Source organism: Roseateles sp. (genome assembly GCF_039595595.1).
Lineage (GTDB): Bacteria > Pseudomonadota > Gammaproteobacteria > Burkholderiales > Burkholderiaceae_C > Roseateles.
The window spans coordinates 283,014-299,157 of sequence record NZ_JBCNLG010000003.1 but is presented as its reverse complement, the minus strand read 5'-3'; the positions used below and the strand labels follow the sequence as shown (position 1 = coordinate 299,157).

At 72.2% G+C, this 16,144-nt stretch carries 13 protein-coding genes; 3 read left to right on the top strand and 10 right to left on the bottom strand.

Translation table 11 applies throughout. From position 1 onward, the window contains the following. The first annotated feature begins 125 nt into the window (after window positions 1-125). Both ABDW61_RS06470 and ABDW61_RS06465 read left to right on the top strand, forming a co-directional pair. On the top strand, window positions 126-623 hold the full coding sequence (locus ABDW61_RS06470; protein WP_343637384.1) for a histidine phosphatase family protein: 498 nt from the start codon (window positions 126-128) through the stop codon (window positions 621-623). Window positions 624-731: 108 nt separating this feature from the next. Then, on the top strand, window positions 732-2,054 hold the full coding sequence (locus tag ABDW61_RS06465) for a hemolysin family protein (protein WP_343637382.1): 1,323 nt from the start codon (window positions 732-734) through the stop codon (window positions 2,052-2,054). Here the strand turns inward: ABDW61_RS06465 and ABDW61_RS06460 are convergent. From ABDW61_RS06460 to ABDW61_RS06425, 8 genes are all read right to left on the bottom strand, one after another. Beyond that, window positions 1,996-2,517 (bottom strand): lytic transglycosylase domain-containing protein, encoded by a 522-nt coding sequence (locus ABDW61_RS06460; protein ID WP_343637380.1) that lies wholly within the window; start codon window positions 2,515-2,517, stop codon window positions 1,996-1,998. The genes ABDW61_RS06465 and ABDW61_RS06460 overlap by 59 nt on opposite strands. Continuing rightward, window positions 2,514-3,590 (bottom strand): hypothetical protein, encoded by a 1,077-nt coding sequence (locus tag ABDW61_RS06455; protein WP_343637378.1) that lies wholly within the window; start codon window positions 3,588-3,590, stop codon window positions 2,514-2,516. Before ABDW61_RS06455 ends, ABDW61_RS06460 begins: the two co-directional genes overlap by 4 nt. 3 nt (window positions 3,591-3,593) lie before the next feature. Next, complete coding sequence (locus tag ABDW61_RS06450) at window positions 3,594-5,420, bottom strand: ATPase, T2SS/T4P/T4SS family (protein WP_343637376.1); 1,827 nt, start codon at window positions 5,418-5,420, stop codon at window positions 3,594-3,596. Then, window positions 5,417-5,995 carry a hypothetical protein gene (locus ABDW61_RS06445; protein ID WP_343637374.1) on the bottom strand — a complete coding sequence of 193 codons (579 nt, stop codon included), beginning with the start codon at window positions 5,993-5,995 and terminating at the stop codon, window positions 5,417-5,419. The genes ABDW61_RS06450 and ABDW61_RS06445 overlap by 4 nt, the downstream gene beginning before the upstream one ends. Before the next feature lie 88 nt (window positions 5,996-6,083). Beyond that, window positions 6,084-7,448 carry a type 4b pilus protein PilO2 gene (gene pilO2 / locus ABDW61_RS06440; RefSeq protein ID WP_343637372.1) on the bottom strand — a complete coding sequence of 455 codons (1,365 nt, stop codon included), beginning with the start codon at window positions 7,446-7,448 and terminating at the stop codon, window positions 6,084-6,086. Continuing rightward, a complete protein-coding gene (locus ABDW61_RS06435; RefSeq protein ID WP_343637370.1) occupies window positions 7,445-9,109 on the bottom strand; it encodes a hypothetical protein in 1,665 nt (554 codons plus the stop codon). Before ABDW61_RS06435 ends, pilO2 begins: the two co-directional genes overlap by 4 nt. Beyond that, window positions 9,106-9,495 (bottom strand): toxin co-regulated pilus biosynthesis Q family protein, encoded by a 390-nt coding sequence (locus tag ABDW61_RS06430; protein WP_343637368.1) that lies wholly within the window; start codon window positions 9,493-9,495, stop codon window positions 9,106-9,108. The genes ABDW61_RS06435 and ABDW61_RS06430 overlap by 4 nt, the downstream gene beginning before the upstream one ends. An 11-nt stretch (window positions 9,496-9,506) precedes the next feature. Then, window positions 9,507-10,148 (bottom strand): type 4 pilus major pilin, encoded by a 642-nt coding sequence (locus ABDW61_RS06425; protein WP_343637366.1) that lies wholly within the window; start codon window positions 10,146-10,148, stop codon window positions 9,507-9,509. Window positions 10,149-10,271: 123 nt separating this feature from the next. Between ABDW61_RS06425 and ligA the strand changes: the two genes are divergently transcribed. Then, on the top strand, window positions 10,272-12,341 hold the full coding sequence (gene ligA / locus ABDW61_RS06420; RefSeq protein WP_343637364.1) for an NAD-dependent DNA ligase LigA: 2,070 nt from the start codon (window positions 10,272-10,274) through the stop codon (window positions 12,339-12,341). 119 nt (window positions 12,342-12,460) lie between these two features. On the opposite strand, the gene mnmH is transcribed toward ligA, so the two are convergent. Both mnmH and ABDW61_RS06410 read right to left on the bottom strand, forming a co-directional pair. After that, window positions 12,461-13,528, bottom strand: a complete 1,068-nt coding sequence (mnmH, locus tag ABDW61_RS06415) for a tRNA 2-selenouridine(34) synthase MnmH (RefSeq protein ID WP_343637362.1) — start codon at window positions 13,526-13,528, stop codon at window positions 12,461-12,463. Beyond that, entirely contained in the window at window positions 13,525-16,143 is a 2,619-nt protein-coding gene (locus tag ABDW61_RS06410; RefSeq protein WP_343637360.1) for a [protein-PII] uridylyltransferase, read from the bottom strand. The genes mnmH and ABDW61_RS06410 overlap by 4 nt, the downstream gene beginning before the upstream one ends. Window position 16,144 lies beyond the last annotated feature (1 nt).

Sequence of the window (16,144 nt, the reverse complement as noted above, 5' to 3'; positions counted from 1 at the left end):
TGCAGCCCCCAGCAAGCGGCGCGCCCGCGCCGCCGTGCGGGCGGAGTGCCGTCCCCCAAGCGCGGGAGCGCGAGTTGCCGCAAGAGCGTTTCAATCCGCCGACCCCTCGAAGGAGCACGCACGCCATGCCGGCATCGATGGACCTGATTCTGTGGCGTCACGCGGAGGCCGCCGACGCCGCGCCCGGCATGGACGACCTGTCGCGCGTGCTGACCGGCCGGGGCGAGCGCCAGGCCCGCGACATGGCGCACTGGCTTGACAAGCATCTGCCCAAGGACACCCGCGTGCTGGTCAGCCCGGCGGTCCGCACCCGCCAGACGGTGCAGGACCTGAGGCGCAAGGTGGAACTGAGCGACGCCCTCGCGCCCAAACGCAGCGTCGCGGCGCTGCTGGGCGCGGTGAACTGGGCGGAAGCGGCCGCGCCGATGATGGTCGTCGGTCATCAGCCCACGCTGGGGCTGGCGCTGGCGCATCTGGTCGGTGGCGTGCCGCTGGATCAATTGACGCAGAAGACCCCGTGGCGCCTGCGCAAGGGCGGCTTCTGGTGGTTGCGCTGCGAGCGCGATCCCAAGGACCGCCCGGGCGTCGTCGTGCTGATAGTGCGCTCCCCCGATCTGCCATGAGCCTCCCTCCGATGGGCGGTTCGCGGCCGCCGGACTGGCCCCGATGGGGGACGGCGTCGCCCAGGGGCCGCCCGCTACACTGGCGGCTTCCTCACGCCGAAAGCCGCCTTGAGTTCCAGCCTGTTCCTCATCTTCCTGCTGATTTCCGCCAGCGCGTTCTTTTCGATGGCGGAGCTGTCGCTGGCCGCCTCGCGGCGTCTGAAGCTGCGCCAGCTGGCGGACGAGGGCGACCCGCGGGCCGCGCAGGTGCTCAAGGTCCAGGAACAACCCGGCTACTACTTCACCGTCGTGCAGATCGGCGTCAACACGCTGGCGATCCTGGCCGGCGTGGTCGGGGAGGGCGCGCTGACCCCCCACTTCGAGACCCTGCTGCGCCCGCTGATCGACGTCGACACCGCGCAGCGCGCGGCCTTCGCACTGTCCTTCACCTGCGTCACCACGCTCTTCGTCGTGCTGGCGGACCTGCTGCCCAAGCGGCTCTCGATGAACGAGCCCGAGCGCGTGGCGATGGCGCTGATCCGGCCGATGCTGTTCCTGACGCTGGTGCTGCGGCCGGTGGCCTGGGCGCTGAACCTGGTCTCCGATGGCCTGCTGCGCCTGCTGGGCCGGCCGGTGACGCCGGACAACACGATCACCCATGACGACATCCTCGCCCTCGCCGCCGCGGGCCAGCAGGCCGGCGTCCTGGCGGCCGCGGAGCAGCAGGTGATCGAGAACGTCTTCGAGCTGGAGACCCGCACCGTCGAGTCCTCGATGACCTCGCGCGAGCGCATCGTGTATTTCTCGCTTGACGACGACGAGGCGCTGGTGCGCACGCGCATCGCCGACTCCCCGCACTCGACCTACCTGGTCTGCGACGGCGAGATCGACCGGGTGGTCGGCTACGTCGACGCGACCGACCTGTTCCAGCGTGTGCTGCGCGGCGAGGTGATCTCGCTGCGCGCCGAGCCGGCGCTGATCAAGAAGGTGCTGATCGTGCCCGACCGGCTGACGCTGGCCGAGGTGCTGACGCAGTTCCGCCAGGCGCATGAGGACTTCGCGGTCATCGTGAACGAGTACTCGCTGGTGGTGGGCGTGATCACGCTGAACGACGTGATGAGCACGGTGATGGGCTCGATGGTCTCCACCGACGAGGAGGAGCAGCAGATCATCCGGCGCGACGACGGCAGCTTCCTGGCCGATGGCATCACGCCCATCCCCGACGTGCAGCGGGCGCTGGGCGTGGACGACTTCCCGCATCCAGGCCAGTACGACACGCTGGCCGGCTTCCTGATGGTGATGCTGCGGCGCATCCCCAAGCGCACCGATGTCGTCGAGTGGCACGGGTGGCGCTTCGAGGTCGTCGACGTCGACAGCCACCGCGTCGACCAGGTCATGATCGCGCGCGTGGGCGGGCCGGCGCCGGCTGCGGCCCGGGACGCGGCGGACTGAGTTCCTCGCGCAGCGCGGCGTAATGCCGCAGCACCTGCCGCGCGTAGGCCAGCCGCTTGGCCGGATCGCGCGCGTTGTAAGCGCCCAGCGCCTGGGCATTGCGGCCCATGGACCGGAAGTTGCTGCCCAGGATCCAGGCGCCGACCAGGATGTTGGCGCAGGGCACGCGCAGGTCGGCCTCGCGCACGCCGTGGCGGGCCAGTGCCGGCAGCCAGGACGAATTGATCTGCATCAGGCCGATGTCGGTCGAGCCATTCGCATTGCGGTTCAGCGCCGCCGGATTCAATCCCGACTCCTGCCGTGCGATCGCCTTCAGCAGCAAGGGCGGCACGCCATAGCGATGCCCGGCGGCGAGAAAGCAGTGGTCGAAACGGGACGGGTCGCTGGCCTGCGCTCGCGCCAGCGGCACGGCGGCCAGTTGGGCCGCCAGCGCCGCCACCAGGATCGCCAGCGCGCGTCTCACAGGCCCCCCATGTCGGCCTGCAGGCTCTGCTGCGCTTCCATGACGGTCGACAGGAAGCCGCCCAGCAGGAACAGCAGCAGCGCCGCCGCCGCGATCATCAGCAGCGCGTTGAGCCGCGCGGCGGAGTCGGCGATGCCCAGTTGCAGCCGGTCGATGGAGCCGATGCCGATGCGCACGAAGGCAGCGACCGGATCACGGCGCTCGGCGGCGTCCTGCACGCGTTCCTCCATGGCCGGCGGCAGCACGCCGGTGGCGAAGGCGCGGCCGAACTGCGCGGCCTCGGGGCCGGTCAGGCGCGCCAGGATCTGGCGCAGATGCCAGCGCATCCAGGGCGCGCTGAACCGGCCGGCGCGCTCCAGCGAGGCGCGCAGCGACACGCCGGCCCGCATCAGCGAGGACAGCGAGATCACGAGCATCGCGCCGGAGAAGTCGCGGTAGAGGCTGAACGGGGGATGGCGGTCGAGCCAGCGGCGCGCGCGGCCCTGCCAGCGCGGCAGGCTCCACAGGAAGAGCGCCGCGGCGGCGAGCGCGCCCCCGCCCAGCGCCAGCCCGTGGTGACGCACCGTCCAGGCGACGGCGTGCAGCGCGCGTCCGAGCGGAGGCCAGCGCTGCGGATCCAGCAGGTCCGCCAGCACCGGCACCGCCTGCAGCGAGAAGGCCACCAGGATGGCGGCCATCGCGGCCAGCAGCAGCAGCGGATAGGCCACGGCCTTGCGCACCGCGCGGAACATGCCGTCGACCTTCTCGGCCGTGGCCGACAGGAAGTGCAGGCCCTGGGCCAGGCGCTCGTCGCCGCCGCCCTGCAGCGCGTCGATCATGAGCACCTCCGTCGGCGGGACCACGCCGTGCAGCGCGCGGGCCAGCGAGCCGCCCATCGCCGCGCGCAGCATGCGCCGGTACAGCAGCATGTCGCCGCGCGAGCGCCGGCGGGCGCGGGTTTCGAGCTTGCGCAGCAGCGTGAAGAGCGGCACGCGGTCTTCCAGCGCCGATGCCAGGTCGTAGTAGAAATCGCCGCGCCGGCGCCGCAGGCGTCGGGCGGCCAGGCGCAGCAGCAGCCAGTCCAGCGGCCTCATCGTTCATTCCTCGTCGTCGTCCGCGAGCGTCCTGGCCAGCATCAGCGCGCTGCCGAAAGTCCGCTCGAAATGGAAGGGATCGACGCGCCCGCAGGCGACGTCGTACAGCACATGCCCCCAGGCGTCCTTGCCGTCCATGTCGGCGTCGGTGAACGGCGCCTTGCGGCGGCGCCGCCAATGGCGCCGGGCCTGGGCGTCGCGGCCCTGGCGCAGCAGGTCCAGCAGGCGCAGGTCCGGGACGATCACCTCCGCGCCGACCTTGACGCCGGCGGTGCCGTTGCGGGCCTCGCCGGCCGCCGCGCCACCGGGGGCGCCTGGGGCGGCGCCGCCGTCTTCCAGGTCCGGCGCGCCGTCGCCATAGTCGATGCCGGAGCGCCGGCAGTGCGGACAGCCGCGCGCGCTGGCACAGTGAATGGTCAAAGGATCGAGGCCGAACCCCGCCTCGAAGACCTGCAACGCGTCGGCGCTCATGACCTGTGCGGCCGGGCGCTTGCAGTGCTCGCAGTTGACCGGCATCAGCACCTGGTAGACGAGGGCGGAGATGAATTCCGGGTCGCACAGGTCCTCGCGCGCCAGGCCGAGCAGCCGCGACGAGAGCCGGCCGACGATCCCCAGCGCCGACGTGGCGTGCACCGTCGACAGGATCTTGTGGCCGCTCTGGATCGCGCCCTGGGCCATCGAGGCCGACAGGCCGTCGCGGATCTCGCCGAACAGGCCCACGTCGGGGTCCATGCGCAGGAAGGCCAGCATCGCCGCATGGAAGGGATCGGCGCCGCCGGCCGCGCCGCGCTGGATCGAGAGGTGGCTGACGCCGGGGGTTTCGTACTCGACCGGGTCCTCGATGGTGAACAGCTTGCGCGAGCCCTCGCGGGCCAGCATCGCCATCATGGTGTTGAGCGTGGTCGTCTTCCCCGAGCCGGTGACGCCCGCGACGAACACACCGCCCCAGGCCGAGCCGAGCGCCTGGTCCAGCTGGCCGGCCTGCCAGGGCGTGAAACCCAGCGTCGCCAGCGAGCGCGCGGGTGGCCGGTTGGCGGGCTCCGGATCACCGGGGCCGGACGCGCCGCCGCTGCCGGACGCGCGCAGAAGCCGGATCACGACGTCCATGCCGCCCACCGCCGGATGGCTCTGATAGCGCAGCGTGAGGCGCTGCCCGGCCAGATCCAGCGGGATCATCGCGGCCTGCGGCACGGCGCCGTTGAAGGCGACCTCGGTGCGGGAGCGCTCCTCGGCCAGCATCGTGTAGGCGGCGGAGACGCCGTCAATGGCGGCGCGCGCCGGATGGCGGCCCAGCACGCGCATCTGGCCGTCCAGCCGCACGCGCGCCAGCGCGATGGGGCCGCGCAGCTCCAGATGCAGGTCGCTGGCGCCGGCGTCGAGGGTGCGCCGCACGATCCCGCGGAACCACTCGATCGGCGAGGAGCCGGCCACCAGCGCGTCGATGTCGCGGGCGCTCTCGGCGGCCCGGCGCTCGTCGAGGGTCGGCTCGGCGCCGGGCGAGCTGGCGGCGGCCTCCGCGGCCGCGAAGGCGGCGCCGGCGCTGAGCGCGGCGAAGACCGGGGCTTCGGCGGTGAGATGGCCGGCGAAGCTCAGTCCTCGCGCCTTGCCCGCCTGCACAAGGCGGTACCAATCCGGCTGGTGCACCTCGTCCGGCGCGGACACCACGAGGAACCGGCCGCCCGGCAACGCCAGCGCGGCCAGCCGGTCCTGCTTGCGCGCCGGCACGGGCAGCAGGCCGTCGCGGTCCGGCTCCGTCGCTTCGCTGGCGGCGGCGGACAGCAGGCGCTCGAACGGCGGAAGACCGGCGGGATCGTCGAGATGCCGGCTCATGGCGGCAGTCCGGGTTCAGGCGCCGTCTGCGCGGCGGGCGGGAGCCCGGCCGCCCGCCGCACCGCGTCCTGCTGCGGATGCTCACTGCCCGCCGACGGCAGGGCCTGGGCCAGCGGCTCGCCCTCCCGCGCCGGCGATGCCTCGAAGCCGTAGGCCTGCGCCAGCGTGCCCCGGCACGGCGGCGCCAGCACGAGCCGCCGCGGCCCTCGCGGTGTCACGGACGCGCGCTCGAGGACCAGGCCCTCGGGCGCGAGGTCGACGACCCGCCAGCCACCGATGCGAACCGATGCAGGCACGGGCGCGTCGAGGCGATGCACGCGGCCTTGATGGAGCACCTCGGCGCGCCAGCGCGGACCGATCGCCTGGAGCGTCCACAGGCGCGGCGCCTCGGCGTCCTCGCGAGCGGACGCTGGCCATGGCCGGGGGCGGCCGTTCTCCGCGGGCGCGCGCCCGGCGAGCCTGGCGGCCGCCGCGGCCCATTCGTCCGCCTTGTGGCGCTGGGCGATGTCGACCAACTCGCGCATCGTCACCGCAGGGGGAGGGTCCGGGGCCGACCAGGCCGCCGCGGCCGCCATGAAGGACAAGCCGCCGAGACACGCGGCTGCGCGCCATCGGCTGGCGGCGACGCGGGCGGAAAGCGCCGGGCGGGCCGGCGGTGGAAGGTCAGTAGCGGTCGCCGATGGCGAACAAGGATCCGGAGAGCTCATAGGACAGGGGCGAGACGCCGAGGTTCAGGGTCAGGGAGTCGACGACGACGTAGGGCGGGATCTGCAGCAGCGGCAGCGACCAGAGGCCGTCCTTCAGGCGCCAGGGGAGGCGCACCGCGCGGGGCGTGGCGGCGGAGGCATCGGCCACCAGCGGCGCGCCGGCATCGAGCAGGGCCGCGCCGCCGCCCACCAGCATCAGTTCCTGCAGGCGGCTGCCCCAGCCATTGACCGCGTCGCGCAGTGGCGGCAGCGCGCCGGGCGTGAGCGGTTCGGCGTCGGCGGGCGATTCGGCGGTGCCCGGCAGCGGCGCCGGCATCGGGGCCGCGAGCCAGTCCGGCACCGACTGGCGGTCGATGGCGAGGACGGGCGCCGCGAAGGTCTCCGGCCGCGGTTCGGCTGCCGAGGCCCGCCAGGTGGCGTCGAGCTGGAGCAGCGTGCCGTGATGCCGCGTCCAGGTGGCGATGCAGCCCTCGGCGCGGCTGCAAGTGACCTGGCGCAGCAGCCATCCGGCCCGGCTCAGGGGCATGCGGGCGATGGCGGCGCGCCAGCGATCGAGGGCCCCGGCGCCCGGCCGGCCCGCGGCCGCCAGAAGCCGGACGGCCTCGCTGGCGCGCCGGCTGGCCGCCTGCGCCGCCCGGTTCGCCGCCGACGCCGCGGCGTCGCGGGCCTGCTCGGCCGCCAGGCGCTCCTGGTCGTGCTCGCGCTTCAGCCAGGCCGCGCCCAGGCCCGCCGCGAGCAGCGCGCCGGCGGCAAGCGCCGCGATGCCCGCCGTGCGGCGCTGCCGGCCAGGCAAGGGGCGAAGACGGGTCTCCGGGTCGGGGCGCTCGAACAGCAGGTCCACGGACAGCGCTTCGCCCACGCGCCCGAGGCCCGGCAGATGGCTGGCCACGCGCACGTTCTGGCCCGGATGCAGGTCGCGGAACTCCTGCAGCAACGCCTGCGCCGCGTCGAGATCCGGCAGCAGCCGATCGAAGCCGGGCACCGGCCGCCGGTCCATCAGGCCGACGAAGCCGACCTGCCGTCCCGCGCCGATCAGGCAGGCCTCGGCGCCGTGATCGGAGAAGCGCGTGACCAGCAGCGCGGCCGCCGAGTGGGCGCGCCGCGCGCCGTCGATGCGCCGGGCCAAGCCCGCGAGGCCGGCCTCCGGCAGGGCGGCGGCGAAGTGGAAGCCGGCGGCGCGGGCCTGGCGCCATTCGGCCGCGAGGCCCGCGGGGCTGGACAGCGGCTGCCATTCCAGCCCGAAGGCCAGCGGCAGGCCGGCGATGTCGACGACGGCCGCGACGCCGCATTCCGAAGGGGACGCCGTGCGAGGGCTGCTCACGGTTCCACCAGCCGCGGCGTGATCAGCACCACCGTGCCCTGCTTGGTCCGGCTGCCGCGGCGCGCCAGCGGCAGCAGGCCGCGCACGACGTCGGCATCGTCCAGCTGGGCCTGCTCGCGCTCGAAGCCGGCCAGCACGAGCGTCCGTCCGGCGGGCACGCTGATGCGCTGCATCGCGCTGAAGCTCATGGTTTCGGGCAACTGCACCGATTGGGCCGATCCGCCGGTGCCGCTGGTGAAGGCGCGCAGCTGGCGCAGTTCGCTGACCTGCAGCGCCGTCTGCAGCAGCACCAGGTTGGAGTCCAGGATCACCGGCAGCACCGTCAGGCCCAGGCCGGTGGAGAGCTTGCCGGACTCGAGCGCGCCGGGCGTCGTGATGCCGGTGACGGGGTTGTGCATCGCGGCGCTGGAACGCTGCACGTAGGAGCGCGTCTGCAACGCGCCCAGCGGCACCGGCATCCGGTTGGTCGTGGTCACGACGCTGGAGTAGGCGGTGGACACGCGGCCGTATTCCTGCAGCGCCTTGGCGATCCATTCGCTCGCCGAGCCGCGCGATGCCGACGGTCCGAGCACGAAACCCAGCGTGGCCGCCGTGCCGCCACCCATCGGCCCGAGCGCGGCCGGCGCGGTGAGCTGCAACCGGTTGCCCTGGTCGAGGCGGCCGATCATGGCGTACCAGTCGATGCCATGGCTGTATTCGTCGGAGAAGCTGACCTGCAGCACCTCGACCTCGAGCACGACCTGGCGCAGCAGGTTGGCGTTGAGCGTTTCCAGATGGGCCTGCACGCGCTCGACGTTGACCAGCGCGTCGGTGACGGTGACCAGGCCGGCGCGCGGGTCCACTTGCAGCGAAGCGGACGGCGAGAGCATAGGCCGCAGCACCTCGGCCAGGCCGTGCCAGTAGTCGCTCTGCGCGCTGAAGTCGACCTTGGCCGTGCCGGCGCCGCCGTCCGGGCCGCCCAGCACGTCGAAGGCGGCGCTGGTGTCGAGTCCGCCGGGCAGCGCCTTGACCGGTAGCGCGCGCGTGACGACGCGCGAGAACACGATGCGCCCGCCGGCATGGACCCACTGCAGGCCGGCCTGCGCGGCGATGCGGTCGAGCAGCACGCGCAAGGGGCCGGCGTGGTCGATCTCGACGGTGTTGTGATGCGCGGCGGCCGGCACGTCCAGTTGGCGCGCGCCGGCCTGCGCGGCCAGGCGGTGGGCTTCGGCCTCGCCCGCCAGCACCGCGCGCGCATCGAACGGGGGCCGCGGGGCCGCGCCGGGCGCGTAATCGGCGGCATCGTGCAGCGCATCGGGCGTCATGACGACCGGCAGGTCGATGGTGCGCGACAGCAGCTCCGCGGCGGCGGCCAGCGGCAGGCGGCCGGGCACATGCAGCCGGACCTCGCCCAGATGGGCCGGGAGGCTCTCCTCGCGGCGCAGCGGGATCGAGTGGCGCGTGAATCGCGGCACGGGATCGACGACCAGCAGCCGCGCGGGCGCGGGCGGTTCCCGCAGACGGGCCTGGAGATCCTGGGATCGCCCGGACAGGCGCTCGTGCGCCTGCGCGGTCTCGCGCGCCGCCGGGAGCGCGCAGGCGCCCAGCAACGCCGCGAGGGCCGCCGCGGTGAGCCGGGCGGCTGGGCCGGCGGACGCAGGGCAGGGAACGACGTCGCTCATTGCCGCGTCCCCTCCGGCAGGAAGCGCCCGATGCGCACGACGCGCGACGCCGGCTGAAGCCGCGCCTGCAGCGGGAAGTCGGTGTCGAGCAGCGCGCGCATCGCCTGGCGCAGCGCCTCGGCGAAATCGCCGCGCAGCGTGACTTCGGCGTCGATGGGAAAGTCGCGCTCGGCCTCCCACACGAGTTGCCAGCCCGCCTCGCGCGCCCAGCGCGAGATCGCGTGATGCACGGTGCCGTCGGCATGCGTGAAGGTCCATTCGGAGCGCGCGGGCGCGGAGGACGGCGGCATGACCGCCGGCTCGGCGCGCGCGGCGCCGGCCAGCAGGGCCGCGGACAGGAGGGCCAGGCGGCGCGCGGCTGCCGCGAAGGAGAGACGAGGCGTCATGGATCCGCGGCTCATGGGCCGATCAGCGCGTGGATCGTGACGGTGTCGCCACTGGACGGATTGCATTGCGTGACCAGGCTGGCGACGTCGATCGGCGCGGAACTGCCCGGCGCCTTGAGCATCTTGTCCGGGGTCGTCATCTCGCTCGAGGGCGCCTCGGCCTTGGTGTCGACCCAGACGCCTTCGGCCAGCATGGCCAGGCCTCGCACGAGGCTGGCGCATTCCGCCTTCGGAATGGTGGCGTAGGAGATCGCGAAGGCGCGGCCTTTCTGCAGCGGCGGAATGTCCTTGGTCAGGCCGGTCGTGAAGACCTGGCCGTCGAACTGGTGGAACACCTTGTCGTCGCCCCGGACCATGTCCTTCGGGAAGGCGCCCATCTTGATCGCGGCCGCCGTGGTCAGGGTCTCCAGGTTGGTGCGGTCGCCATTGCCCATGCCGGCGATGATCAGCTTGGTCTGCGGCACCTGGCGCAGCAGGGCGGAGCGGTCCATCTGCGCATTGAGACTGCGCATGCCGACCAGCACCATGACCATGACCACGATGATCACGCCCATCCCGATCAGCAGTTCCAGCAGCGTGACGCCACGCTGGCGTCGCGCTGCGACGCGTTGCGCCCGGGCGCGGACGGGGGAGGCGGGAATGCGGGACTTCATCGAAGGGGTCTCCTTGCAAGGACATCGAGGGGGCAACGGGCACCCGGTGACAAGGTGCGCCGCGGATCGGGGATGCCGGCCGTGACCAGCGGGCGCTCAGTGGGGGTGCGCCACAATGGGCGCATGACTCCCAAACCGTTCGACGTGACCTCGCTCTCCGACCCACAGGCCGCCGCGCGCGCCGCCGAGCTCCGCGACCTGCTGCATCACCACGCCCACCTCTACTACGTGCTGGACGCGCCGGCATTGCCGGATGCGGCCTATGACCAGCTGTTCCAGGAACTGCAGGCAATCGAGGCCGCGCACCCGCGGCTGCTGACGCCGGACTCGCCGACGCAGCGCGTGGGCGGGCAGGTGCTGGAGGGCTTCGAGCCGGTGAGGCACGTGGTGCCGATGTTGTCCATCCGCACCGAGACGGACACGGAGGCGAGCGGCGCCGAGAACTTCGATGCCCGCGTGCGCCGCGAGCTGGACCTGGAGCCGGGCGCCGCGCCCATCGAGTACGCGGCCGAACTCAAGTTCGACGGCCTGGCGATCAGCCTGCGCTACGAGCGCGGTGTGCTGGTGCAGGCCGCCACGCGCGGCAACGGCGAGACCGGCGAGGACGTGACGCAGAACGTGCGCACCATCCGGCAGATCCCGCTGCGGCTGCAGGGCGACGGCGCCAAGGCCGAGGTGCTGGAGGTGCGCGGCGAGGCCTACATGCGCCGCGACGACTTCGAGAAGCTCAACGAGCGTCAGCGCGCCAACAACGAGAAGACCTTCGTGAACCCGCGCAACACGGCCGCGGGCGCGATCCGCCAGCTCGATCCGGAGCTGGTGCGGCAGCGGCCGCTGAGCTTCTTCGCCTATGGCATCGGCGAGACGCGCGGCTGGGACATCCCGGCGACGCACAGCGGGATGCTCGATGCGTTGAAGGCCTACGGCCTGCCGGTCAACGCGGACCGCGCCGTCGTGCGCGGGGCCGAGGGACTGGTGGCCTTCCATCGCGAGATCGGCGAGAAGCGCGACGCGCTGCCGTTCGACATCGATGGCGTCGTCTACAAGGTCAACAGCCGCGAGCTGCAGCGGCGGCTCGGGTTCGTGTCACGCGAGCCGCGCTGGGCGGTCGCGCACAAGTACCCGGCGCAGGAACAGATCACGCGGCTGGACCGCATCGAGATCCAGGTCGGCCGCACCGGCAAGCTGACGCCGGTGGCCAAGCTCGAGCCGGTCTTCGTCGGCGGCACGACGGTCAGCAATGCGACGCTGCACAACCTCTTCGAGATGCGCCGCAAGGGCATCCGGGCCGGCGATCAGGTGATCATCCGGCGCGCCGGCGACGTGATTCCGGAGGTGGTGGGAAAGGTCGACACGAAGCGCGCGAGCTACGTGCCCAACTTCCGCATGCCGCGGCACTGCCCGGTCTGCGGCAGCGACGTGGTGCGGGAGAAGGGCGGCATCGACCACCGCTGCAGCGGCGGCATCTTCTGCCCGGCGCAGCGCAAGCAGGCGCTGCTGCACTTCGCGGGCCGCCGCGCGATGGACATCGAGGGCCTGGGCGACAAGCTGGTCGATCAGCTCGTCGATGGCGGCATCGTCACCAGCCTGCCGGGGCTGTACAAGCTCGGCGTGGCCAAACTCACGGCGCTGGAGCGCATGGGCGACCGCAGCGCGCTGAACCTGGTCGATGCGCTCGAGAAGAGCAAGCACACGACGCTGGCGCGCTTTCTTTTCGCGCTGGGGATCCGGCAGGTGGGCGAGACCACGGCCAAGGACCTGGCGAAGCACTTCGGCAACATCAACGCGCTGATGGGGGCGAGCGAGGAGCAACTGCTCGAGGTCAAGGACGTCGGGCCGGTGGTGGCCAGGAGCATCGCCGCGTTCTTCGCGGAGGCGCACAACCGGGAGGTGGTCGAGCAGTTGATCGCGGCGGGGGTGAGCTTCCCGCAGAGCGAAGGCGCGGCGGCCGCGCCGGCCGGGCCGCAGCCGCTGGCGGGCAAGACGCTGGTGCTGACGGGGACGCTGCCGACGCTGTCGCGCGACGAGGCCAAGGAGCTGATCGAAGCGGCGGGCGGGAAGGTCAGCGGCTCGGTGTCGAAGAAGACCAGCTACGTGATCGCGGGCGAGGAGGCGGGCTCCAAGCTGGAGAAGGCACGCGAGCTCGGCGTGACGATCCTCGACGAGGCCGGCCTGCAGGCGCTGCTCGCCTGAACATCCTCGCCCCCGCGAGAAATACGGCTCAGGCCTTCGCATCCCCCTCAGGGGCAAGAACTCCCTCGCCCCCCGCGAGGGGGGAGAGGGCCGGGGAGAGGGGGGCTGGTGACCAGCGATCAACGCCTCGCGATCGCCAACAGCGTCTCCACGGCTCTGCCCGTGCTGCTGGCACTGCCGTCCTCCAGACGGACCCGAGGCGCCGCGGCCAGCTGCGGAAAGTGATGGGTCAGCGACCGTTCATACCCCGGGTCGTAATGCTCCCGCATGAGCTCCCCGAAGAGCTCCGCCCACTGCCCGTCTTGCGCCATCCCCTGCCAGCGCTCGACGCGTTCGCGCCCGCGCAGCGTCACCAGTCCCGCGATGAGCGCATTGAATCCCGCGGGATCCGCCTGGAAGTGGGCGTAGTCCTCGAGCAGCAGCTGCACGCGCCCCGCCTCGGCCATGTCGATCCACACGCAGCGCCCGTGCTGCCGCAGCCGCAGGTGCAAGGCTGGCGGCAGCTGCACGCCGCCGATCTTGCGGCTCTCGCTCTCGACGAACACCGGCCGCGCCGGATCCAGCTGGACCATGGCCTGCCACAGCGCCGTGTCGAAGCCCTTCTGGCTGGGCTGGGGCTGATCGGGCAGCGCGCCCAGCACCGATCCGCGATGGCGCGCCAGCGCCTCCAGATCGAGCGTCTGCGCCCCCGCCGCCGCGAGCGCCTGCAGCAGCCGCGTCTTCCCTGACCCCGTCCGTCCACACAGCACGACGAAGTCGAAGCGCTGCGGCTGCTCGTCCAGCGTCTTCAGCACCTCGCCCCGGAACGCCTTGTACCCGCCGACCAGCTGCAGCGACTTGAATCCGATCTGATTCAGGAACCAGTTCATCGCCCCCGAGCGCTGCCCCCCGCGCCAGCAGTACACCAGCGGCCGCCAGTGCTTGCGCATCAGCGCCCGGTGGTCGTCGAGATGCCGGGCGATGTTGCGCGCCACCATCGCCGCGCCGAGTTTGCGGGCCTCGAGCGGATCCTGCTTGTAGAGCGTGCCCACGATGCGCCGCTCGTCGTTGTCGAGCACCGGCCAGTTGAGCGCGCCAGGCAGATGGTCCTCGGCGAATTCCCCTGGCGAGCGCACGTCGATGACGGCGCTGAACTCCCCCAGACGCGTGAACGCCTCGGCCGAGGGAATGACGTGGTACTGGCTCATTGCACGGACAGCGCGTCCAGCAGCTCGCTCTCGATCTGGAGTTGCATGCGGCTCTGCTGCAGCGCCGCGCCATCGAGCAGGAAGGTGTCCTCGACGCGCTCACCCAGCGTGGAGACCTTCGCCAACTGCAGGTTGATGCCATGCCGCGCCAGCACGCGCGCGATCGCGTAGAGCAGGCCGGCGCGATCGGTCGCGCTGACCGACAGCAGCCAGCGCTGCGCGCGCTCGTCGGGCCGCAGCGAGATGCGCGGCGTGAACGGGAAGCTCTTGACGCGCCGCGACAGCCGCCCCTTGCGCGGCTCCGGCAGCGGCCCCGGCGCCACCAGCGCCTGGCCGAGCTTGGATTCCACCAGCGCCGTCAGGTCGCGATGATGCAGGTCCAGCTCGGGGGCAATGACCTGGAAGGTGTCCAGCGCATAGCCGCTGCGCGTCGTGTGCACCTTGGCGTCCAGGATGTTGAAGCCCGCACCGTCGAAGTAGCCGCAGATGCGCGCGAACAGGTCCTGCTGATCGCGCGCGTAGACCAGCACCTGCAGGCCTTCGCCCACCGGCGAGGGCCGGGCGCGCACCACCGGCTCGGCGCTCTCGACATGGCGCCACAGCGCCCGCGCGTGCCAGGCCAGGTCCGGCGCGTCATGCCGCGCGAAGTAGCTCAGGTCCAGCGTCTTCCACAGCGCGTCCTCGGTGCCCGGCAACTGCGCCTTGAGCGCCAGTTCCTGCCGTGCCTCCTGCTTGCGCGCCTCGGTCTCGGCCGCCATGTTGAGCCGCGCCCCGCCCAGCGCGCGCAGCGTCAGGCGGTAGAGGTCCTCGAGCAGCTTGCCCTTCCACGCGTTCCAGACCTTGGGCCCGGTGCCGCGGATGTCGGCCACGGTGAGCAGGTACAGCGCCGTCAGCGTGCGCGCGTCCTTCACCAGCCGCGCGAACTGCTGGATGACCTCCGGGTCGGACAGGTCCTCCTTCTGCGCCACGCGTGACATCGTCAGGTGGTGCTCGACCAGGAACACCACCAGCGCCGCATCCGCCTTGGGCAGGCCATGGGCGCGGCAGAAGCGCCGCGCCTCGACCGCGCCGAGGTCCGAGTGATCGCCGCCGCGTCCCTTGGCGATGTCGTGGAACAGCGCCGCGATGTACAGCAGCGAGGGCCGGTCGAACTGCGCCGCCAACTGCGAGCAGAACGGGTATTCGTGCGTGTGCTCGGGGATGAAGAAGCGCCGGATGTTGCGCAGCACCATCAGGATGTGCTGGTCCACCGTGTAGACGTGGAACAGGTCGTGCTGCATCTGCCCGACGATGCGCCGGAACACCCACAGGTAGCGGCCCAGGACCGACGTCTGGTTCATCAGCCTGAACGCGTGCGTCTGGCCCTGCGGCTCCTCCAGGATGCGCAGGAACATCGCGCGGTTGGCCGGATCGCGCCGGAACGCGCTGTTCATCAGCCCGCGGGCGTTGTACAGCGCGCGCAGCGTCCTCGCGGACAGCCCCTTGATGCCGGGCGTCTGCTGGTAGATCAGGAAGGTCTCGAGGATCGCGTGCGGCTCGCGCTCGTAGAGGTCGTCGCTGGCGATCTCCAGCATGCCGCTGCGCTCCAGGAAGCGCGCGTTGACCGGACGCGGTTCGTTGCCCTGGGTGCCGTTGATCTGGTCCTCGAGGTTGAGCAGCGTGATCTGGTTCAGCTGCGTGACCGCCTTGGCCGCCCAGTAATAGCGGCGCATCAGCTTCTCCGAGGCGCGCAGCGAGCGCGTGGACTCGTAGCCGAAGCCTTCGGCCACCGCCGTCTGCAGGTCGAAGACCAGCCGGTCCTCGCGCCGCCGCGCCACCAGGTGCAACTGGCAGCGGATGGTCTTGAGCACGCCCTCGTTGCGCTGCAGCTGACGGGCCTCGAAGGGCGTGATCAGTCCCTTGGCGGCCAGTTGCGGCCAGGTCTTGCCCAGGCCCGCGCCGCGCGCGATCCAGATCAGCACCTGCAGGTCGCGCAAGCCGCCGGGGCTCTCCTTGCAGTTCGGCTCCAGCGCGTAGGGCGTCTCTTCGTACTTGGTGTGGCGCTGACGCATCTCCAGCGTCTTGGCGCGCATGAAGGCGCGCGGATCCAGCGCGTCGCAGAAGGCCTTGTCGAAGCGCCGCACCAGCGGCCGGGAGCCGGCCAGCCAGCGCGACTCCAGCAGCGCGGTCTGGATCGTGACGTCGGCGGCGGCCTCGTCCAGGCACTCGCGCAGCGTGCGCACCGAGGAGCCGATTTCCAGCCCGATGTCCCAGCACGCGGTGATGAAGGCCTCGATCGCCTGCTTGAGCGGGCCGGGCTGGTCGGGCGCGAGGCCTTCAGGCAGCAGCACCAGGACGTCGACGTCCGAATGCGGGAACAGCTCGCCGCGCCCGTAGCCGCCGACGGCGACCAGCGCCGCCTCCGGCGCCGCGGCGGCGATGCCGGCCTCGGCCCACAGCGCCTGCAGGCTGGCGTCGACATGCCTGGCCAACTGGCGCATCAGCCGCGTGGCGGCGGAGACGCTGGTCCTGGCGGCGGCGAACTCCTCGAGCAGCGCCTGCTTGCCCGTCTTGAAGCGCTGGCGCAGTTCGGCGACCGGCGAAGCGCCGGCGTCGCCGGGCATCCTGGCGTTCATG